The 21,955-nt window shown below is 72.3% G+C and carries 10 protein-coding genes and 2 pseudogenes; 9 read left to right on the top strand and 3 right to left on the bottom strand.

Annotated elements, in window-relative coordinates:
- Window positions 1-169: 169 nt before the first annotated feature.
- Complete coding sequence (locus ACFWUQ_RS17520) at window positions 170-2,437, top strand: M4 family metallopeptidase (RefSeq protein ID WP_384538683.1); 2,268 nt, start codon at window positions 170-172, stop codon at window positions 2,435-2,437.
- Window positions 2,438-2,605: 168 nt separating this feature from the next.
- Here ACFWUQ_RS17520 and ACFWUQ_RS17515 read toward each other — a convergent pair whose 3' ends face one another.
- Both ACFWUQ_RS17515 and glgP read right to left on the bottom strand, forming a co-directional pair.
- The gene (locus ACFWUQ_RS17515) at window positions 2,606-3,310 is read right to left on the bottom strand and encodes a hypothetical protein (RefSeq protein ID WP_384538682.1); all 705 of its coding nucleotides are present in this window, start codon (window positions 3,308-3,310) and stop codon (window positions 2,606-2,608) included.
- A gap of 289 nt (window positions 3,311-3,599) precedes the next feature.
- Window positions 3,600-6,236 (bottom strand): alpha-glucan family phosphorylase, encoded by a 2,637-nt coding sequence (glgP, locus tag ACFWUQ_RS17510; RefSeq protein ID WP_384538680.1) that lies wholly within the window; start codon window positions 6,234-6,236, stop codon window positions 3,600-3,602.
- A gap of 610 nt (window positions 6,237-6,846) precedes the next feature.
- Between glgP and ACFWUQ_RS17505 the strand changes: the two genes are divergently transcribed.
- From ACFWUQ_RS17505 to ACFWUQ_RS17485, 5 genes and pseudogenes are all read left to right on the top strand, one after another.
- Window positions 6,847-8,841 (top strand): maltotransferase domain-containing protein, encoded by a 1,995-nt coding sequence (locus ACFWUQ_RS17505; RefSeq protein WP_384538678.1) that lies wholly within the window; start codon window positions 6,847-6,849, stop codon window positions 8,839-8,841.
- A complete protein-coding gene (gene treS / locus ACFWUQ_RS17500; protein ID WP_384538676.1) occupies window positions 8,838-10,547 on the top strand; it encodes a maltose alpha-D-glucosyltransferase in 1,710 nt (569 codons plus the stop codon). Before ACFWUQ_RS17505 ends, treS begins: the two co-directional genes overlap by 4 nt.
- A gap of 158 nt (window positions 10,548-10,705) precedes the next feature.
- A pseudogene (locus tag ACFWUQ_RS17495) lies at window positions 10,706-12,064 on the top strand (maltokinase); the annotation flags it as partial.
- Window positions 12,065-12,321: 257 nt separating this feature from the next.
- Window positions 12,322-14,613: pseudogene (gene glgB / locus ACFWUQ_RS17490) on the top strand (1,4-alpha-glucan branching enzyme); the annotation flags it as partial.
- A gap of 280 nt (window positions 14,614-14,893) precedes the next feature.
- Window positions 14,894-15,577, top strand: coding sequence for an XRE family transcriptional regulator (locus ACFWUQ_RS17485; protein WP_384538674.1), 684 nt, complete (start codon window positions 14,894-14,896; stop codon window positions 15,575-15,577).
- Between the two features lie 50 nt (window positions 15,578-15,627).
- On the opposite strand, the gene ACFWUQ_RS17480 is transcribed toward ACFWUQ_RS17485, so the two are convergent.
- Complete coding sequence (locus tag ACFWUQ_RS17480; RefSeq protein WP_384538673.1) at window positions 15,628-16,653, bottom strand: ATP-dependent 6-phosphofructokinase; 1,026 nt, start codon at window positions 16,651-16,653, stop codon at window positions 15,628-15,630.
- A gap of 319 nt (window positions 16,654-16,972) precedes the next feature.
- On the opposite strand from ACFWUQ_RS17480, the gene pta reads away from it, so the two are divergent.
- The 3 genes from pta (at window position 16,973) to pyk (ending at window position 21,878) form a co-directional block, all read left to right on the top strand.
- The gene (gene pta / locus ACFWUQ_RS17475; protein ID WP_384538671.1) at window positions 16,973-19,117 is read left to right on the top strand and encodes a phosphate acetyltransferase; all 2,145 of its coding nucleotides are present in this window, start codon (window positions 16,973-16,975) and stop codon (window positions 19,115-19,117) included.
- 43 nt (window positions 19,118-19,160) lie between these two features.
- Entirely contained in the window at window positions 19,161-20,384 is a 1,224-nt protein-coding gene (locus ACFWUQ_RS17470; RefSeq protein WP_384538669.1) for an acetate kinase, read from the top strand.
- Window positions 20,385-20,447: 63 nt separating this feature from the next.
- Window positions 20,448-21,878 (top strand): pyruvate kinase, encoded by a 1,431-nt coding sequence (pyk, locus tag ACFWUQ_RS17465; RefSeq protein WP_384538667.1) that lies wholly within the window; start codon window positions 20,448-20,450, stop codon window positions 21,876-21,878.
- Window positions 21,879-21,955 lie beyond the last annotated feature (77 nt).

Genomic DNA, 21,955 nt, shown 5'->3' with positions numbered 1-21,955 from the left:
GATACCGGATACGTCACTTCGGACAACGAACCGTTTCCAGCCAACCTTTTGACGCGGCCCTGACATCGCATCGCCCAAGTGGCACTCTTCGACCGTTCCTCGCACCAGCCCTGATCTGCCCGGAGGCCCACCCAGCCGTCCGGAACCCCCCTTGCAGAAGGAGTCTGCGTTGAGAGCCACCCCCCAGCGGCGTGCCACTGCGGCCGGCGCGCTCGTGGCCGCGGCAGCCCTGCTCGCCGTAGGCATACAGACCGGCACCGCGACCGCCGACGCCACCGCGTCACAGGCCCGCACGGCCGCCCAGCCCAATCCGGGCGCGGCGAACATCGAACTCAGCGCCTCGGAGCGTGCGACGCTCCTTGCCGCCGCCAACTCGACCACCGCCCAGGCGGCCAGGGCCCTCGGCCTCGGAAGCGGCGAGAAGCTCGTGGTCCGCGACGTGGTCAAGGACGCGGACGGCACCACGCACACCTCGTACGAGCGCACCTACGACGGTCTGCCCGTACTCGGCGGCGACCTCACCGTGCACGCCAAGGACGGCGTCACCAAGAGCGTCACCAAGGCGACCAACCACGAGATCAAGGTCGCCGACACCAACGCGACGGTCACCCCGGCCGCGGCCGAGAGCCAGGCCGTCGCCGCCGCCGGCGCCGAGGGCTCGAAGGAGCTCAAGGCCTCCAAGGGCGCCCGCAAGGTGATCTGGGCGGCCGACGGCGTACCGGTCCTCGCGTTCGAGACCGTCGTCGGCGGCCTCCAGCACGACGGCACGCCGAACGAGCTGCACGTGGTGACCGACGCCAGGACGGGCGCCAAGATCACCGAGTGGCAGGCCGTCGAGACCGGCACCGGCAACACCATGTACAGCGGCCAGGTGACGCTGGGGACCTCGCAGTCGGGCAGCAACTGGACCCTGACCGACGCCGCCCGCGGCAGCCACAAGACGTACAACCTCAACCGCGGCACCTCCGGCACCGGCACGCTCTTCTCCGGCCCGGACGACACGTGGGGCAACGGCCTGCCGGCCAACCTGGAGACCGCCGCCGCCGACGCGCACTACGGCGCGCAGGTGACGTGGGACTACTACAAGAACGTGCACGGCCGCAACGGCCTGCGCAACGACGGGGTCTCCCCGTACACCCGCGTCCACTACGGCAACAACTACGTGAACGCGTTCTGGCAGGACTCCTGCTTCTGCATGACGTACGGCGACGGCGACGGCAACGCCAAGCCGCTCACGTCCACCGACGTGGCCGCGCACGAGATGACCCACGGCCTGACGTCGGTCACCGGCAACATGACCTACAGCGGCGAGCCCGGCGGCCTGAACGAGGCGACCTCGGACATCATGGCCGCGGCCGTCGAGTTCTACGCCAACAACCCGCAGGACGTCGGCGACTACCTGGTCGGCGAGAAGATCGACATCCGCGGCAACGGCACCCCGCTGCGCTACATGGACAAGCCCAGCCGGGACGGCTCCTCCAAGGACAGCTGGTACTCGGGCATCGGCTCCATCGACGTCCACTACTCCTCGGGTCCGGCCAACCACTGGTACTACCTGGCCTCCGAGGGCTCGGGCGCCAAGGTCGTCAACGGCGTCAGCTACGACTCCCCGACCGCGGACGGCCTGCCCGTCGCCGCGATCGGCCGCGACGCCGCGTCCAAGATCTGGTTCCGCGCGCTGACCGTGGGCTACTTCAAGTCGAACACCAACTACGCGGCGGCCCGTACGGCCACCCTGCAGGCGGCCGCCGACCTGTACGGCCAGGGCTCGGTCACGTACAACAACGCGGCCAACGCCTGGGCCGGCGTCGCCGTCGGCGCCCGCATCCCCGTCGGCGTGAGCGTCACCAACCCGGGCAACCAGAACACCGCCACGGGCAGCGCCGTCAGCCTGCAGATCCAGGCCAGCAGCAGCAACGCCGGCGCGCTGAGCTACGCGGCGACCGGGCTGCCGGCCGGGCTGTCGATCAACTCCTCCAACGGCCTGATCTCGGGCACGGCCTCCACCGCGGGCACGTCCAACGTGACCGTCACGGTGACCGACTCGGCGAACCAGACCGGCACGGCGGCGTTCACCTGGACGGTCGGCACCACACAGCCGAGCGTCTTCGAGAACACCACCGACTACCAGATCGCCGACAACGCGACGGTGGACTCCCCGATCACCGTGAACCGCACGGGGAACGCGTCCAGCGCCCTCAAGGTGGACGTGAACATCGTCCACACCTACGTCGGTGACCTCCGGGTCGACCTGGTCGCCCCCGACGGCACCGTCTACAACCTGCGCAACCGCTCCGGCGGCAGCGCGGACAACATCGTCCAGTCCTTCACCGTGAACGCCTCCGCCGAGGTGGCCGCGGGTGTCTGGAAGCTCCGCGTCGCGGACCTCGCCAGCCTGGACACCGGCTACATCAACAGCTGGAAGCTCACCTTCTGACCCTGACGGGCCGATCGTGAACCACGGCTGAACCATCTCGACCACGGGGCCGCCCGGGAGGAAACCTCCCCGGGCGGCCCTGTTCCATTTCCGGCCGGAAGCGTCCGGAAGGCCCGCCCGGTTTCCGGAGCCGGGCCGCGGCGGCGGCGGCCGGAGCCGAGCCGCGGGTCAGCCGAACGAGCGGAGGATCCGCGAGAGCAGGTCTCCGGCGGCTCCCCCGCCGCCTGCCCCGCCGGCCCGCTCGTCGGCTTGGGCCCCGTCCGGGGTCGCGTCGGCCTCGTCCGCGGCGCCGGCGTCGCTGGCGCCGTCGGGGCGGTTCTGCTCCTCGCGCCCGTCCCAACCGCCGTCGCCCTGACCGCCCTCGCCGCCGCCCTCGTCCTCGCGCCCCTCCCAGTCCCGGCCGCCGTCCTCCTGACCGCCCTCGCCGCCGGGGCGGCCCTGCTCCTCGCGCCCGTCCCAACCGCCGTCGCCCTGACCGCCCTCGCCCCTTCCGGGGCGGCCCCCGTGCTCGTGCCCGGCCGGCCTGAGGAAGACCGCGACGACCCTCAGGCCCCGCGCCGACTCACCCGGTTCCAGCACCCTCTGCGCAGGGCCGCCGCAGCCGCGGTCGCGGAAGAGCAGCGCCCGCGACCGCGTCTCGTTCCGCACCTCGACGGTGGGCCGCCGCTCCGAGGCGCCCGTCAGCAGGTAGCACGTGTCCTGGCCCGCGGGCCGGATCTGCGCGCCGCGCTCCCGACCCTCCCCGTCGACGAACCGGTACTGGATCCGGCCCAGGTCGCGGTCGCGCCCGTCGTCGGCCGCGGACGGACCGGCGGTGGGCAGGACGAGCGCGAGGGCTCCGGCGAACACGGCGGTGGTGGTGCGAAGACGCATGGGTGGGGTCCGTTCCTCGGGTTCCGCGGATGCCGAGTCGGGCGGCACCCGCGGGCAGCGTAGGAGCGGACCGCCCTGCCGAAACGATTCGGCATGCGCAACACGTTCGAAGGTTCACCCGTGCGGGGCGGCCGGCCCGGGGCGGCCGGCGCGGGGCGGTGCGGGGCGGCGCGGGGCCCCGGCCGCGGACCCCGCGCCACCGGGTCCCGTACGCCCGGCCGGGTCCCGTACGCCCTGCCGGGCCGGGGCCGGCGGCCGCCCCGGCGCGGGCCCCGGTCCGGCGGGGCGGTCACCGCAGGAGGACGCCGCCTCCCGTCTCGGAGTCCAGGGGTCCGGCGACCAGGCCCAGTTCGGCCGGGGTCGCGAGCAGCGGATGCGACGGGAGGATCCGCACGGTGTAGCCGAAGGGGCCCGTGCGGTCGAGGGCGAGCGGGCCCTCGTACACCCAGCGCCCCTCCAGGTCGGGGCCCGCGGCCGGCTTGAGCGGGAAGCTCCGGCCGTCCCGGATCACGTCCTGCGCGTCGACCCGTCCGGCGACGACCTGCACCTCCACGTCCTCGTGCGTCAGGGTCTCCAGCGAGACCCGCACCCGGAGGGTGAGCGTGGCTCCCAGCTCGGCGGTTCCGTTCACGGGCGCGGCGGCCAGCGCCTCCACGTGCTCCACGGCGACCCGGGGCCAGGCCGCCCGGACCCGCCCCTTCCACCAGGCCAGGTCCCGCGCGGCCTCGGCGTCCAGCGCCCGGTGGGCGAGGGCGGCCGGCGTGTAGAGCCGCTCCACGTACTCGCGCACCATCCGCCCCGCCAGCACCTTCGGCCCCAGCGACACCAGCGTGCGCCGGACCATCTCGATCCACCGCACCGGCAGCCCGGCGCGCCCGGCCCGGTCGTAGAAACGGGGCGCGACCCGCCCCTCGATCAGTTCGTACAGGGCGTTGGCCTCCAGCTGGTCGCGTCGGTCCTCGTCCGCGCCGAGCCCGTCGGCGGTCGGGATGGCCCAGCCGAAGTCCGGCTCGAACCACTCGTCCCACCACCCGTCCAGCACGGACAGGTTGAGGCAGCCGTTCAGCGCGGCCTTCATCCCGCTGGTACCGCAGGCCTCCAGGGGCCGCAGCGGGTTGTTCAGCCAGACGTCGCAGCCGGGGTAGAGCTTCTGCGCCATGGCCATGCCGTAGTCGGGCAGGAAGACGATCCGGTGCCGCACCCGCGGGTCGTCCGCGAACCGCACCAGCTCCTGCACGAGCCGCTTCCCGCCGTCGTCGGCCGGGTGCGCCTTGCCCGCGACCACGATCTGCACGGGGCGGTCCGGGTCCAGCAGCAGGCCGCGCAGCCGCTCCGGGTCGCGCAGCATCAGCGTGAGCCGCTTGTACGAGGGCACGCGCCGGGCGAAGCCGATGGTGAGCACGTCCGGGTCGAGCACCGAGTCCACCCAGCCCAGTTCGGCCTCGGCTGCGCCGCGCTGGCGCCACGAGGCCCGCAGCCGGTCCCGTACCTCCTGGACCAGCTGCTCCCGCAGCACCCTCCGCAGGTCCCAGACGTCCTGGTCCGGGATGTCCGCGACCGCGTCCCAGCGGGGGGAGCCGCCCACCGAGAGGGCGTCCTCGGTCCGGTTGGAGCCGATCTGCCGGGCTCCGAGCCGGACCACCTCGGGGGCCACCCAGGTCGGGGCGTGCACCCCGTTCGTCACGGAGGTGATCGGCACGTCGGCCGGGTCGAATCCCGGCCACAGGCCGGCGAACATCTCCCGGCTGACCGAGCCGTGCAGGGTGGACACCCCGTTGGCCCGCTGGGCCAGGCGCAGCCCCATCACCGCCATGTTGAACACCCCGGGATCGCCCCCGGGATAGGACTCCGCGCCCAGTTCGAGGATCCGCTCGACGGGTACGCCGGCCAGCTCCCCGCCCTCCCCGAAGTGCCGGGCCACCAGGGACCGCTCGAACCGGTCGATCCCGGCCGGGACGGGGGTGTGGGTGGTGAAGACGGTGCCGGCGCGCACCGCCTCGACCGCGGCGTCGAAGCCCAGTCCCCGCTCGCGCTCCAGTTCCCTTATGCGCTCCAGCCCGAGGAAGCCGGCGTGGCCCTCGTTGGTGTGGAAGACCTCCGGCTCGGGATGGCCGGTGAGCGCGCAGTACAGCCGGACCGCGCGGACGCCGCCGATGCCCAGGAGCATCTCCTGGAGCAGCCGGTGGTCGCTGCCGCCGCCGTAGAGGCGGTCGGTCACCTCGCGGGCGGCGGTGTCGTTGTCCTCGACGTCGGAGTCGAGGAGCAGCAGTGGCACCCGCCCCACCCGGGCCTGCCAGATGTGGGCGTGCAGGGCCCGCCCGCCGGGGAGGGTGAGGGTGACGCGGGCCGGGGTCCCGTCCTCCTGGCGCACCAGGTCGAGGGGGAGCTCGTTGGGGTCCAGCACGGGGTAGTGCTCCTGCTGCCAGCCGTCGCGGGAGAGCGACTGGCGGAAGTAGCCGTGCCGGTAGAGGAGTCCCACGCCGACGAGCGGGACTCCCAGGTCGCTGGCGGCTTTCAGGTGGTCCCCGGCGAGGATGCCGAGGCCGCCGGAGTACTGGGGCAGGGCGGCGGTGACCCCGAACTCGGGCGAGAAATAGGCGATCGCGGCGGGCGGGGCCACCGCGGACTCCTGTCCCTGGTACCACCTCTCGCCGTGGACGTAGTCATCGAGGTCGGCGGCGGCCGCGGCGAGCCGGCGCAGGAAGCGGCGGTCCGCGGCCAGTTCCGCGAGCCGGGTCGCGGACACGGAGCCGAGCAGCCGGACGGGGTCGCCGCCGGCGGCCTGCCAGCCCTCGGGGTCGACGGATTGGAAGAGTTCGCGGGTCTCCGCGTGCCACGACCAGCGCAGGTTGCGCGCGAGGTCGGTGAGCGGCAGCAGAGGCTCGGGAAGGACGGGGCGCACGGTGAATCGACGGATAGCCTTCACGTGTTCCACCTTCGCAGGGGATTACGGATCGGAGCGGCCGCACCACGCTGTGCACCCGCGCATCACCCCCGGAAGGCTAGCGACGACCGCCGCTCCCGGCCATGGCGCCCCGGGCGGGCCGGGGCCGGGGCGTCCGCCCCGGCGGCGCTTCGGCGGAGTCCCGGTCAACTCCACCGCCGCCACGGACCGGTACTCCCTCGGACAGGATTCCCGCCCCGCAGACGGTACGCACGGGGCTCGCGTGACGGCCGGGACGACGCTCGCGCGCACCCGCGTCCCCGCGCTCCCGGTCGGCGTGCCGCGGCCCCGCCGGACGCCGTCCCGCGCCCCGGTGGCGGGCGTTTGCCTACGTACGAGTAGTTGACCGGGAGCGCGGATTGGGCGCCGCGAGAGTGGGAAGGGTGCCCCGGGTACACGTCGTACACGCACGGCGCACCCGCACCTCCCTCTCCCCGCCACCCGAGTGAACGCGGACAGGAGCGGCCATGCCCGCAGCCCAGCCGTCCCTTGAGCGGCTAGAAACAGAGCGAACAGAGCGTGCACTACCAGCCGCGATACCGGCTGGCCTGTTGTCACCGAGCCCTGCGAACTGCCCCCAGGTGATCCCATCATGATCGGTCGCATTCCCGTGCTGGACGTCCGCCCCGCCGTCGACTGCGGCGCCAGACCCGCCAAGGCGGTCGTGGACGAGGTCTTCGAGATCTCGGCCACCGTCTTCCGCGAGGGGCACGACGCCGTCGCAGCCCATGTCGTCCTCCGAGATCCGAGCGGGCGGCTGCGGCCCCCCGTGCCGCTGCGCGAGCTGGCCCCCGGTACCGACCGGTGGGGGGCGCGGGTGTCCGCCGACACCGAGGGGAGGTGGACGTACACCGTCGAGGCGTGGAGCGACCCGGTCGCCACCTGGCGGGCCCATGCCGCGATCAAGATCCCCGCCGGGATCGACACCTGGCTGGTGCTGCTGGAGGGGGCCGAGCTCCACGCCCGGGCCGCCGCCCGGATCACCAAGCGCGACGGCCGCGAGGCCGTGCTGGCCGCGGCAGACATCCTGCGGGACGAGGACCGGCCCGCCGCCGAGCGGTACGCCGCCGCCCTCGACCCCGCCGTGGACGCCGCCCTCGCGCGGCGCCCCTACCGGGAGCTGGTCACCGCCGCCAAGCCGCTGCCGCTGCTGGTCGAGCGCAAGCGGGCCCTCTTCGGCTCCTGGTACGAGATGTTCCCGCGCTCGGAGGGGGCGGTGGTCGAGCCCGGCGAGGTGCCCGTCAGCGGGACCTTCCGGACCGCCGCCGAACGGCTGCCCGCGATTGCCGCCATGGGCTTCGACGTGGTGTACCTGCCGCCCGTCCACCCCATCGGCAGCACCTATCGCAAGGGCCCCAACAACACGCTCAGCGCCGGGAGTTGGGACCCGGGAGTGCCCTGGGCGATCGGCTCCACCGAGGGCGGCCACGACGCCGTCCACCCCGATCTCGGCACGATCGAGGACTTCGACGCCTTCGTGGCCCGCGCCCGCGAGCTGCGGCTGGAGATCGCGCTGGACTTCGCCCTCCAGTGCTCCCCCGACCACCCGTGGGTGGAGAAGCACCCGGAGTGGTTCCGCCACCGGGCCGACGGGACCATCGCGTACGCCGAGAACCCGCCGAAGAAGTACCAGGACATCTACCCGGTGCACTTCGACACCGACATGGCCGGCATCGTCGAGGAGACGTGCCGGATCCTGCGGTTCTGGATGGACCGCGGCGTCCGCATCTTCCGGGTCGACAATCCGCATACCAAGCCTGTCGTCTTCTGGCAGAAGGTGATCGCGGACATCAACAAGTCCGACCCCGATGTGATCTTCCTGGCGGAGGCCTTCACCCGCCCCGCGATGATGCGCGCGCTGGCCGCCGTCGGCTTCCAGCAGTCGTACACGTACTTCACCTGGCGCAACACCAAGGCCGAGCTGACCGAGTACCTGACCGAGCTCGCCGACACCCGCTCGGCCTCCGTCATGCGGCCGAATTTCTTCGTCAACACACCCGACATCCTCCACGCGTACCTCCAGCACGGCGGGCGACCCGCGTTCGAGGTGCGGGCGGTGCTCGCGGCGACCCTCTCCCCCACCTGGGGTGTCTACGCCGGCTACGAACTCTGCGAGAACACCCCGGCGCGGGAGGGCAGCGAGGAGTACCTGAACTCGGAGAAGTACGAGTTCCGGCCACGGGACTGGGCCGCCGCCGAGCGCGAGGGCCGCTCCATCGCCCCGCTCATCACCGCCCTGAACCGGATGCGCCGGCGCAACCCGGCCCTCCAGCAGCTGCGGGACATCCACTTCCACTCGACCGACAACGAACAAGTGATCGCCTATTCGAAGCACGCCGGAGCCAATTCCGTACTGGTGGTCGTCAACCTCGATCCGCACCACACCCAGGAGGCCACGGTCTCGTTGGACATGCCGGTACTCGGCCTCGACTGGCACGGGTCCCTCGCGGTGCGCGACGAGCTCACCGGCGAGACCTATCACTGGGGCAGGGCGAACTACGTGCGCCTAGAGCCGGGCCGTACGCCCGCGCACGTGCTGGCCGCTCTGCGACCGTCCCCGCCCACCGGAGGGTCACCCACCACATGATGATCAACGATCCCGTCCCCGACACCTTCGAGGACACCCCAGCCAAGGACCGCGATCCCGACTGGTTCAAACGGGCCGTCTTCTACGAGGTCCTCGTCCGCTCCTTCCACGACAGCAACGGCGACGGCGTGGGGGACCTCCAGGGCCTCACCGCCAAGCTGGACTACCTCCAGTGGCTCGGTGTCGACTGCCTCTGGCTGCCGCCCTTCTTCGCCTCACCCCTGCGTGACGGGGGCTACGACGTCTCCGACTACACCTCGGTGCTTCCCGAGTTCGGCGACCTCGCCGACTTCGTGGAGTTCGTGGACGCCGCGCACACCCGCGGCATGCGAGTGATCATCGACTTCGTCATGAACCACACGAGCGACCAGCACGAGTGGTTCCAGCAGTCCCGCAAGGATCCGGACGGACCGTACGGCGACTACTACATGTGGGCGGACAACGACAAGCAGTACCAGGACGCCCGCATCATCTTCGTCGACACCGAGACCTCCAACTGGACGTACGACCCGGTACGCAAGCAGTACTACTGGCACCGCTTCTTCTCGCACCAGCCGGACCTGAACTACGAGAACCCGGCCGTGGTCGAGGAGATCGTCTCCGCGCTGCGCTTCTGGCTGGACCTCGGCATCGACGGCTTCCGCCTCGACGCCGTGCCCTACCTCTACGCGGAGGAGGGCACCAACTGCGAGAACCTGCCGCGCACCCACACCCTCCTCAAGCGGGTCCGCGCCGAGATCGACGCGCACTACCCGGACACCGTGCTGCTCGCCGAGGCCAACCAGTGGCCCGAGGACGTCGTCGACTACTTCGGGGACTACGCGAAGGGCGGGGACGAGTGCCACATGGCGTTCCACTTCCCCGTCATGCCGCGCATCTTCATGGCCGTCCGGAGGGAGTCCCGCTACCCGGTCTCCGAGATCCTGGCCAAGACCCCGGCGATCCCGGACCGCTGCCAGTGGGGCATCTTCCTGCGCAACCACGACGAGCTGACCCTCGAAATGGTCACGGACGAAGAGCGCGACTACATGTACGCCGAGTACGCCAAGGACCCTCGGATGCGGGCCAACATCGGCATCCGGCGCCGGCTCGCCCCGCTCCTGGACAACGACCGCAACCAGATCGAGCTGTTCACCGCGCTCCTGCTCTCCCTGCCCGGCTCGCCGATCCTCTACTACGGCGACGAGATCGGCATGGGCGACAACATCTGGCTCGGCGACCGGGACGGCGTCCGCACCCCGATGCAGTGGACCCCGGACCGCAACGCCGGTTTCTCCTCCTGCGATCCGGGCAGGCTGAACCTGCCGGCCATCATGGACCCGGTCTACGGGTACCAGGTCACCAACGTCGAGGCGGCCATGGCGTCGCCCTCCTCGCTGCTGCACTGGACCCGCCGGCTGATCGAGATCCGCAAGGCGAACCCCGCCTTCGGACTCGGCTCGTACACCGAACTGCCCTCGTCCAACCCGGCGGTTCTCGCGTTCCTGCGCGAGTTCGGGGACGACCTGGTGCTGTGCGTGCACAACTTCTCGCGCTTCGCGCAGCCCACCGAGCTGGATCTGCGGTCGTTCAACGGGCGGGTCCCGGTGGAGCTCACGGGTGACGTGCGCTTCCCGCCGATCGGCGAATGGCCGTACCTGCTGACCCTGGCGGGACACGGCTTCTACTGGTTCCGACTGCGCACGGAGCAGCGCGCCGCCGACTAGCGGTCGGCCGGGTACGGGGCGGGCAGCACGCGAATGGGTCAATCGCCCGCCCTGTACGGATCATCTGACCCGACACTCGCACTTACCGGAGAAGCAACTGCCGCACTTCCGGGACAATCTGCGCATTCTGTGACGGCCCGGGGAAAGGACGCGACGCCATGTCGGAGGCTGCATCCGCCCGAAGCCGGCTGACGGCCGACCCGGTCGCCGGGGTCGGCGCACTCGAACCCATGCTGCGGGCCTGGCTGCCCGCGCAGCGCTGGTTCGCGGGCAAGGGACGGGCCATCAGCAGGCTCGGCACCGTATCGGCGGCCGAACTGCTGCCACCGGGCTCCTCGCCCGGTCTGCTGCACCTGCTCCTCGATGTGGACGGGGACTGCTACCAACTGCTGCTGGGCATGCGCCCGTCACTGCCGCCCGGCCTCGCGCCGGCGCTGATCGGCCACGCCGAGACCGGTCCGTACGCCGGCCGCGCCGTGTACGAGGCGCTGGGCGACCCCCGGCTCGCGGCCATGCTCCTGGAGCGGCTGCGCTCGCCCGGCGCTCTCGGGCCGCTGCGCTTCGACCGGGATCCGGGCGTCTCGGTACCGGCCGGGCTCGCGCCGCGCCCGCTGTCCGGGGAGCAGACCAACTCGTCCCTCATCTACGGAGATTCGTTCATTCTCAAGGTGTTCCGGCGGGTCGGCCCCGGGGTCAATCCGGATCTGGAACTGCCCAGAGCCCTCGCGGCGGCCGGCTGCGCCCGGGTCCCGGCGCCCGTCGCCTGGTACGAGGCGGAGCTGCCCGGCAGCGAGCCGCTCACGCTGGGCGTCCTCCAGCCCTACCTGCGCGGCTCCGACGACGGCTGGCAGCTCGCGCTGCGCCGCCTCGGCGCCGGGGCCGACTTCACCGCCGAGGCGCACGCGCTGGGCCGGGCCACCGCCGAGGTGCACAGCGCGCTGGCCGGGGCGCTGCCCACCGTCGCGCTCGGCCCGGAGCAGACCGCGCGGCTCGCCGCCGGGATGACGGCGCGCCTCGCCGCCACCGCCCGGGAGGTCGCGGCGCTGCGGCCCTACGAAGCGGGGCTGCGGGGGGCCTTCGACGCGCTGGCCGCCTCGCGGGGCGTGGGGGTGTCGGCCCAGCGGATCCACGGGGACCTGCATCTGGGCCAGACCCTGCGCACGGTGGACGGCGGCTGGTCCCTGATCGACTTCGAGGGCGAGCCGGCCCGGCCGCTGGCCGACCGGCGCCGACCGGAGCCGGCGGTCCGGGACATCGCCGGGATACTGCGCTCGTTCGACTACGCCGCCCGCTCGCACCGCCCCTTCGCCCCGGCGTGGGCCGACAGCTGCCGGGCCGCGTTCTGCGAGGGCTACGCCCGTACGACGGGCCGGGACCCGCGCGAGGACCCCGTACTGCTGCGCGCGTACGAGACCGACAAGGCGGTGTACGAGGCCCGCTACGAGTTCCGGCACCGCCCCGACTGGCTGCACGTCCCGATGGCCGCGATCCGGCGGCTCGCCGCCGGCGCGGACCGGAGCTTCGGCCGGACCGCGCCCGGCCCGCCGCCCGGCACCCGCCCGTCGCGGTCCCACCGGACGAGCACCGGGCTCGGGACGGGGCTCGGCGCCGGTCTCGGCACCGGGCTCGGCCAGGGTCCCGCTCCGGGGCAGGGCGCCGGTCCGGGGGCCTCCCCCGGTGAAGGCCTCTCCCCCTCCACGTCCCCCCATCCCCGCCCGCAGCCGCCTAGGAGGCCGCCCACGTGAGCGCCGCTCGTCAGTCCCCCTCCACCACCGCGTCCTCCCCGGCCCCGGTCCCGGCCCCGGACGGCGCGGCGCCCGCCGCGCCCGCCGCGGCGGAACGCAGAGCCCAGGCACCGCGCGCCCGCAGGGCGCCCGCGCACGGGGTCCGGCAGGCGCCGGCGCTGGGGGCCTCGGACCGGGCCCGGCTGCTGGAGGGCCGCCACCACGACCCGCACTCCGTACTGGGCGCGCGCACCGACCGCGGCGGGGTGGTCTTCCGCGTGCTGCGCCCGCACGCCAAGGCGGTCACCGTCCTCGCCAAGGGGCTGCGGGCCGAGCTCCACGACGACGGCGACGGGCTGTTCTCCGGGCTGCTGCCGGTCGCCGGGGTGCCCGACTACCGGCTGCTGGTGGCGTACGAGGGGACCGAGGTGGAGGTCCACGACCCCTACCGGTTCCTCCCCGCCCTCGGCGACCTGGACCTGCACCTGATCGGCGAGGGGCGCCACGAGCAGCTGTGGAAGGCGCTCGGCTCCGAGCCGATGGAGCACCAGGGCGTGGCCGGCACCCGGTTCACCGTCTGGGCGCCGAACGCCCAGGGGGTCCGGGTCTGCGGGGACTTCTCCTACTGGGACGCGGTGGCGTACCCGATGCGCTCGCTCGGATCGACCGGGGTGTGGGAGCTGTTCCTGCCCGGCGTCGGCGCGGGCACCCTGTACAAGTACGACATCGCGAGGCCCGACGGCGGCCACACGCTGCGCGCCGACCCGATGGCCCGCGCGGCGGAGGTCCCGCCCGCGACCGCCTCGGTGGTCACGGCCTCCTCGTACGAGTGGCAGGACCAGGACTGGATGGCCGGGCGCGGAGCCAGGCCCCCGCACCAGGCCCCCTTCTCGGTGTACGAGGTCCACCTGGCGTCCTGGCGGCCCGGGCTCTCGTACCGGCAGCTGGCGGAGCAGCTCCCGGCGTACGTGCGGGAGCTGGGCTTCACTCACGTGGAGCTGATGCCGGTCGCCGAGCACCCCTTCGGCGGGTCGTGGGGCTACCAGGTCACCGGCTACTACGCGCCGACCTCGCGGATGGGCACCCCGGACGACTTCCGCTGCCTCGTGGACGCCCTGCACCAAGCCGGGATCGGCGTGATCGTCGACTGGGTGCCGGCGCACTTCCCGCGCGACGAGTGGGCCCTCGCCGAGTTCGACGGCCGTCCGCTGTACGAGCACCACGACCCGAGGCGGGCCGCGCACCCGGACTGGGGGACCCTGGAGTTCGACTACGGCCGCAAGGAGGTCCGCAACTTCCTCGTCGCCAACGCCGTGTACTGGTGCGAGGAGTTCCACGTGGACGGGCTGCGCGTGGACGCGGTGGCCTCGATGCTCTACCTCGACTACTCGCGCCGCGAGGGCGAGTGGGCGCCGAACGAGCACGGCGGCCGGGAGAACCCGGACGCGGTGGCCCTGCTCCAGGAGATGAACGCCACCGTGTACCGGCGCTGCCCGGGCGTGGTGACCATCGCGGAGGAGTCCACCGCGTGGGACGGCGTGACCCGGCCGACGGACGCGGGCGGGCTCGGCTTCGGCCTGAAGTGGAACATGGGCTGGATGCACGACACGCTGCGCTACATGTCGAAGGAGCCGGTGCACCGCAAGTACCACCACCACGACATGACCTTCGGGATGATCTACGCGTTCAGTGAGAACTACGTGCTGCCGATCTCGCACGACGAGGTGGTGCACGGCAAGGGCTCGCTGGTGTCGAGGATGCCCGGGGAGGACTGGTGGCAGCGCCGGGCCTCGCACCGGGCCTACCTGGGCTTCATGTGGGCCCATCCCGGCAAGCAGCTCCTCTTCATGGGCCAGGAGTTCGCCCAGGGCGCGGAGTGGTCGGAGGCGCACGGCCCGGACTGGTGGCTGCTGGACCCGGCCTACCCGGCGGCGGCCGACCACCAGGGGGTGCGCAGGCTGGTCGGCGACCTGAACCGCACGTACGCGCAGGCGCCGGCCCTGTGGGAGCGGGACACCGTGCCGGAGGGCTTCGCCTGGGTGGAGGCGGACGCCGCGGAGGACAACGTGTTCGCGTTCCTGCGGTACGCGCAGGACGGCTCGCAGCTGCTGGCGGTGTCGAACTTCTCGCCGGTGGTCCGGCACGGGTACCGGCTCGGGGTCCCCGAGGAGGTCCCGATGTGGCGGGAGGTCCTCAACACCGACCACCACGTCTACGGCGGCAGCGGGGTGCACCACGCGCAACCGCTGCGCCCGGAGCCGGTTCCGGCGCAGGGCCGGCCGGCGAGCCTGCGGATGACCCTGCCGCCGCTGGCGACGGTGTGGTTCCGGCCGCAGCAGTAGGACGCGGGGCCCTCGCTACCCCCGTGTGCGAGGGCCCCCTCTGGATCACGGACCGCGGGGGCGGCCGGTTCAGGTGCGTCGCGGTGCGTCGGAGGTCTTGCGCGGGCGGGTTTTGGCTGGAACCGTACGATGCGAGGAGATCACCCGGCGCACCGATTACCGGACAGTCGCCGAGAATCCCGGCATATAGCCCCCTGATCCCTAGGACGTTCCTACGAGTTATGGGCTTGTTTGTTTGGTCTGTAGGCGGACAGGCCTGGCCACTTCTACCGTGTGCCGTGTGCACTCCAGCCCACCTTTCAATGCCCCCGCCGCGCGTCGTCTCCGCGCGGCCCTGGGCATGGCTCCCGGTCATGTCGCCTACGGACTCGGCGCCCAGTACGGCCTGCTCGTCACGCCCGAGACCGTGATGGCGTGGGAGCGTGGCGAGATATCACCCTCCTCGACGGAGCTCACGGCTCTCGCGGGCGTCCTGTGGTGCTCGCCCGGAGAGCTGCTCGCCGAGCCGGTCACGCTGCGGGAGCACCGGATCGCCCGTGGACTCGCCGTCGAGGAGCTGTCCCGGCGCGTCGGGCTGGAGGCGAACGCGTACCAGAAGATGGAGGACACCGGGCGCTGGAGGGGCAACGAGCGGCAGTCCGCGGCGCTCGCCACCCTGCTGGGCCTGACGCTGTCCCAGTTCGTGACGGCCACGGGCAAGCAGGAGGAGCTCGCGGAGACCCTGCGCAGCGCGGTGACCACCCGCTGGCAGGCGTACGTGAAGCCGCTCTCCAAACTGCTGCCGATCCCCAAGGCCCACCTGGAGCGCGTGCTGGAGCAGCTGCACGGGGAGTACCAGTCCCGGATGGTGGCGACCCTCAGCTGGGGCGGCGGCCAGGGCGAGGCGGGCAGCGGCGACTCGGGGCGGGAGTTCCTGACGGACATCGTGGACCGCTTCTGGAGCATCGCGGGCGGCGCGGCGTAGGACGCGTACGGAGCGCCGGGCCGTCCCGCGGGGGCACGGCCGGAGGCCGGTCAGAAGACCGACTCGGCCTCGTACATGCGTGCGTCGGGGACGGTCTTCAGCTCGGTGACGGCCGAGGCCAGGGGGGCCATCACGATATCGGTGCCGCGCAGGGCGGTCATATTGCCGAAGTCGCCCCGGTGGACGGCCTCGACGGCGTGCCAGCCGAAGCGGGTCGCGAGGACGCGGTCGTACGCGGTCGGGGTGCCGCCGCGCTGGACGTGGCCCAGGATGACCGGGCGGGCCTCGCTGCCGAGCCGCCGCTCCAGCTCGACCGCGAGGCGGTTGCCGATGCCGGCGAACCGCTCGTGGCCGTACTGGTCGATGGCGCCCTTCTCGTACGGCATGGAGCCCTCGGCCGGGTGGGCGCCCTCGGCGACGCAGATGACGGCGAACTTCTTGCCGCGCGCGAAGCGTTCCTCGACCATCTTCACCAGGGCGTCCACCTCGAAGGGGCGCTCGGGGAGGCAGATGCCGTGGGCGCCGCCGGCCATCCCGGACTCCAGGGCGATCCAGCCGGCGTGGCGGCCCATGACCTCGACCACCATGACGCGCTGGTGCGACTCGGCGGTGGTCTTCAGGCGGTCGATGGCCTCGGTGGCGACCATGACCGCGGTGTCGAAGCCGAAGGTGCGGTCGGTGGAGGAGATGTCGTTGTCGATGGTCTTGGGTACGCCCACCACCGGCATCCCCGCGTCCGACAGCATCCGGGCGGCGGTCAGCGTGCCCTCGCCGCCGATCGGGATGATGGCGTCGATGCCGTAGCGCAGGGACAGCTCCCGGGCGTTCTCCGCGGCCTCGTGCAGCCGGGCGCGCTCCATCCGGGCGGAGCCCAGGATCGTGCCGCCCCGGGCCAGGATCCCGCTGACCGCGTTGATGTCGAGCGGGCGGAAGTTGCCGTCGAGGAGGCCCTTGAAACCGTCCTCGAAACCGATGACCTCGTCGCCGTGGCCGACCAGGGCCCGGTGTACGACCGACCGGATGACAGCGTTGAGGCCCGGGCAGTCGCCGCCTGCGGTGAGAACTCCGATACGCATCGTGCTGTGTCTCCTGCTCCTGGTCGTACGTGGCCGTACGCGTGCGGGCGGACAGCCGTACGTATGAAGGGCGTATTGATGAAGCGTGTCCGATTGTTCCATGGTCCGGGGGTGCGCCGCGCTTTGTGGCGCTCCTCCGCGAGGGCCTTCGGACCCGTCCGAAGGGCCCCTCTTCCGTCGGGCGCCCTATCCAGCGCCGGAGGTACTGTCAAGGGGGCAAGCCCGTACCAACCGGGCCAAGACCAGCAGGACCGCTCGCCACGCGGTGGGGGGCGGCACCGATTTTTACCATGCACCTGATGAGGGACGGAGAGCACGCGTGACGCGCAGCGTGTACGTGACCGGTATCGAGCGGGGGGACGGCCGCCAGGTCGTCGAGCTGGGGATCATGGAGCTCCTCACTCGGCAGACGGGCCGGGTCGGGGTCTACCGTCCACTGCTCCACGACTCGCCCGACCGCCTCTTCGACCTGCTCAAGGCGCGCTACCGGATCGACCAGGACGCCGCGACGGCCTACGGCATGGAGTACCAGGAGGCCTCGGCCATCCTGGCGGAGAAGGGCACCGACGAGCTGGTCTCCCAGCTCGTCGACCGCTTCCACCGGGTGGCCCGCGGCTACGACGTCGTACTCGTCCTCGGCACCGACTACGCCGACACCAACCTCCCCGACGAGCTGGCGCTCAACGCCCGTATCGCCAACGAGCTGGGCGCCCTCGTGGTGCCCGTGGTCGGCGGCACGAAGCACCCCGCGGAGGCGGTGCGCGCCGAGACCCGCAACGCCTACCGCGCGTACGAGAGCCTGGGCTGCCACGTGGCGGCGGTGGTGGTCAACCGGGTCGCGCCGGAGGACCGCGACACCATAGCCGAGCGCCTGGCCGCCCGCCTCCCCGTGCCCTGCTACGTCCTGCCCGACGACAAGTCGCTCTCGGCGCCCACCGTCGCCCAGATCACCCGTGCCCTCGGCGGCGAGGTGCTCCTCGGCGACGACGCGGGGCTGGCTCGCGACGCCCTGGACTTCGTCTTCGGCGGCGCCATGCTGCCCAACTTCCTGAACGCGCTGACCCCCGGCTGCCTGGTGGTCACCCCCGGGGACCGCTCGGACCTGGTCATCGGCGCGCTGGCCGCGCACACCTCCGGCACGCCGCCGATCGCCGGGGTGCTGCTGACGCTCAACGAGCGGCCGGGCCCGGACATCCTGACGCTCGCCTCCAAGCTCGCCCCGGGCACGCCGGTGGTGTCGGTGGCGGGCAACAGCTTCCCGACCGCGGCCGAACTCTTCTCGCTGCAGAGCAGGTTGAACTCGGCGACCCCGCGCAAGCTGGAGACCGCGCTCGGCCTCTTCGAGCGGCACGTGGACACCGGCGAGCTGCGCGACCTGCTGTCGGTGGCCCGCTCGGAGCGCGTCACCCCGATGATGTTCGAGCACGAGCTGCTGGAGCGCGCCCGCTCCGAGCGGCGCCGTGTCGTCCTGCCCGAGGGCACCGAGGAGCGGGTGCTGCGCGCCGCGGACGTGGTGCTGCGCCGGGGGGTGTGCGACCTGACCCTGCTGGGCGAGGAGCCGGTGATCCTGAAGAAGGCCGCCGACCTCGGTGTCGACATCTCGGGCGCGCAGCTCATCGACCCGGCGACGTCCCCGCTGCGGGAACGCTTCTCCGCGTACTACGCACGGGCCCGCGCCCACAAGGGGATGACCGTCGAGCTGGCCGGCGACGTGGTCACCGACGTCAACTACTTCGGCACCCTGATGGTCCAGGAGGGCCTGGCCGACGGCATGGTCTCGGGCTCGGTGCACTCCACCGCCGCGACCATCCGCCCGGCCTTCGAGATCATCAAGACGAACGCGGCCGCGCGCAGCGCGTCAGGCGGGGTGGTGGCGGGTGACGGGAGGGCGAAGCCCGAGGCGTCCATCGTCTCCTCGGTCTTCTTCATGTGCCTGGCCGACCGGGTGCTCGTCTACGGGGACTGCGCCGTCAACCCGGACCCGAACGCGGAGCAGCTCGCCGACATCGCCGTCCAGTCGGCGGCCACCGCCGCCGCCTTCGGTGTCGAGCCGCGGATCGCGATGCTCTCGTACTCGACCGGCACCTCGGGCTCGGGCGCGGACGTGGACAAGGTCCGCAAGGCCACCGAGATCGTCCGGGCGCGGCGCCCCGACCTGCTGATCGAGGGCCCGATCCAGTACGACGCGGCCGTGGAGCCCTCGGTCGCCGCCACGAAGCTGCCGGGGTCCGAGGTGGCCGGCCGCGCCACGGTGCTGATCTTCCCGGACCTCAACACCGGCAACAACACGTACAAGGCCGTGCAGCGGTCGGCGGGCGCCGTCGCGGTCGGCCCGGTGCTCCAGGGCCTGCGCAAGCCGGTCAACGACCTCTCACGCGGGGCCCTGGTCCAGGACATCGTGACCACCGTGGCCATCACCGCGATCCAGGCGCAGGGGGCGCCGGCGCCCACCGCCACCGCCTGACCCACGCCCCTCCCCACCGCCCGCGACAAGGAAAGACCCCACCGTGACCGCATCGCGCGTACTCGTCCTCAACTCCGGCTCCTCGTCGGTCAAGTACCAGCTCCTCGACATGGCGGACCGGTCGCGCCTGGCCGCCGGCCTCGTGGAGCGCATCGGCGAGGAGACCTCGCGGCTCGTCCACGAGCGGCTCGTGGCCGCGGGCGGCGCGGGCGCCCCGGTCGGCCGGCGCGAGCGGCTCGGGCCGATCGCCGACCACGAGGCGGCACTCAAGGCCGTAGCGGCGGAGCTCGCCGCCGACGGCCTGGGCCTGGACTCGCCCGAACTGGCCGCCGTCGGGCACCGCGTGGTGCACGGCGGGACGAGGTTCACCGAGCCGGTCGTGATCGACGAAGCGGTGCTCGCCGAGATCCGCAGCCTGGTGCCGCTGGCCCCGCTGCACAACCCGGCGAACGTGACGGGCATCGAGGTGGCGCGCGGGCTGCGCGGGGACATCCCGCAGGTCGCCGTGTTCGACACCGCCTTCCACTCGACGATGCCGGAGTACGCGGCGCGGTACGCGATCGACGCGGCGACGGCGGAGAAGTACGCCATCCGGCGGTACGGCTTCCACGGCACCTCCCACGCGTACGTCTCGCGGGCGACGGCGGGGCTCCTCGGCAAGCCGGTCGGGGACGTGAACGTGATCGTGCTGCACCTGGGCAACGGCGCCTCGGCCTCCGCCGTGCGCGGCGGGGTGTGCGTGGAGACCTCGATGGGCCTGACCCCGCTGGAGGGCCTGGTCATGGGCACGCGCTCGGGCGACCTCGATCCGGCGGTCGTCTTCCACCTGGCGCGGGTGGGCGGCCTCTCGGTGGATGAGATCGATTCGCTCCTGAACAAGAAGAGCGGTCTGCTGGGCATGTGCGGCGACAACGACATGCGCGAGGTACTGCGGCGCGCGGGCGAGGGGGACGAGGCGGCGGCGACGGCCTTCGCCGCGTACGTCCACCGCCTGAAGAAGTACATCGGCGCCTACTGCGCCGTCCTGGGCCGGGTGGACGCGGTCGCCTTCACGGCCGGTGTGGGGGAGAACGCCCACCAGGTCCGGGCCGCGGCGGTCGACGGCCTGGCCGGGCTGGGCCTGGCGCTGGACCCGGAGGCGAACGCGGCGCGCTCCGGCGAGCCGCGCCTGATCTCGCCGGACCACGCGCGCGTGGCGGTGGCCGTGGTCCCCACGGACGAGGAACTGGAGATCGCGACGCAGGCCTACGCGCTGGTTACCCGGTAGTCACTTTGGACTTTCCGCCAGACGGAATATTCCGCTACGAAACAAACCGATAGGATCCGCTCCATGCGCCGTTCCAAAATCGTCTGCACGCTGGGCCCCGCCGTCGACTCGTATGAGCAGCTGAAAGCGCTCATCGAGGCAGGTATGAACGTGGCCCGATTCAACTTCAGCCACGGATCCCAGGCAGAGCACCAGGAGCGGTACGACCGCGTCCGGCAGGTCTCCGAGGACACCGGGCGCGCCGTCGGCGTCCTCGCCGACCTCCAGGGTCCGAAGATCCGTCTGGAGACCTTCGCCGAGGGTCCCGTCGAGCTGGTGCGCGGTGACGAGTTCACCATCACCACCGAAGACGTCCCGGGCGACAAGTCCATCTGCGGCACCACCTACAAGGGCCTCCCCGGAGACGTCTCCAAGGGCGACCAGATCCTGATCAACGACGGCAACGTCGAGCTCCGGGTGACCGAGGTCGAGGGCTCCCGGGTCAAGACCATCGTCATCGAGGGCGGGGTCATCTCGGACCACAAGGGCATCAACCTGCCGGGCGCCGCCGTCAACGTCCCCGCCCTGTCGGAGAAGGACGTCGACGACCTCCGCTTCGCCCTGCGGATGGGCTGCGACATGGTCGCGCTGTCCTTCGTGCGCGACGCCGACGACGTCAAGGACGTCCACAAGGTCATGGACGAGGTGGGCCGCCGGGTCCCCGTCATCGCCAAGGTGGAGAAGCCGCAGGCCGTCGCCAACATGGAGGCCGTCGTCGACGCCTTCGACGCGGTGATGGTCGCGCGCGGCGACCTGGCCGTCGAGTACCCGCTCGAAAAGGTCCCGATGGTCCAGAAGCGGCTCATCGAGATGTGCCGCCGCAACGCCAAGCCCGTGATCGTCGCCACCCAGATGATGGAGTCGATGATCACCAACTCGCGCCCGACGCGCGCGGAGGCGTCCGACGTCGCCAACGCCATCCTCGACGGCGCGGACGCGGTCATGCTGTCGGCCGAGTCCTCGGTCGGCGCCTACCCGATCGAGACCGTCAAGACGATGTCGAAGATCGTCACGGCGGCCGAGGAGGAGCTCCTCTCCAAGGGCCTCCAGCCGCTGGTCCCGGGCAAGAAGCCCCGTACGCAGGGCGGCGCCGTCGCCCGCGCCGCGTGCGAGATCGCGGACTTCCTCGACGCGAAGTCCCTGGTGGCCTTCACCCAGTCCGGTGACACCGCCCGCCGGCTCTCGCGCTACCGCGCGTCCCAGCCGATCCTGGCCTTCACCACCGACCAGGGCACCCGCAACCAGCTCACGCTGAGCTGGGGCGTCGACTCGTACGTGGTCCCGCACGTGGACAACACCGACGCCATGGTCGACCTGGTGGACGCCGAGCTGCTCAAGCTCGGCCGCTACGGCAAGGGCGACACGATGATCATCACCGCCGGCTCGCCCCCCGGCGTCCCCGGCACCACCAACATGGTCCGGGTGCACCACCTCGGGGGCGACGCGCGCGCCTGACCGGACCGCTCCGCCGCCGACCGGCGAGCGACCGCGCCGCACAGAGACCGAGGGCGGCACCCCGCAGTGACGCGGGG

Origin of the sequence: Streptomyces sp. NPDC058662, from assembly GCF_042716255.1 — a bacterium.
Lineage (GTDB): Bacteria > Actinomycetota > Actinomycetes > Streptomycetales > Streptomycetaceae > Streptomyces.
This window is presented reverse-complemented; position numbering and strand designations above follow the sequence as displayed.

Bases quoted from the DNA above. Each gene is read 5' to 3' on its own strand.
- treS (WP_384538676.1), top strand. From the start codon at position 8,838: ATGATGATCAACGATCCCGTCCCCGACACCTTCGAGGACACCCCAGCC.
- ACFWUQ_RS17515 (WP_384538682.1), bottom strand. From the start codon at position 3,310: ATGCGTCTTCGCACCACCACCGCCGTGTTCGCCGGAGCCCTCGCGCTC.
- pyk (WP_384538667.1), top strand. From the start codon at position 20,448: ATGCGCCGTTCCAAAATCGTCTGCACGCTGGGCCCCGCCGTCGACTCG.
- ACFWUQ_RS17480 (WP_384538673.1), bottom strand. From the start codon at position 16,653: ATGCGTATCGGAGTTCTCACCGCAGGCGGCGACTGCCCGGGCCTCAAC.
- ACFWUQ_RS17505 (WP_384538678.1), top strand. From the start codon at position 6,847: ATGATCGGTCGCATTCCCGTGCTGGACGTCCGCCCCGCCGTCGACTGC.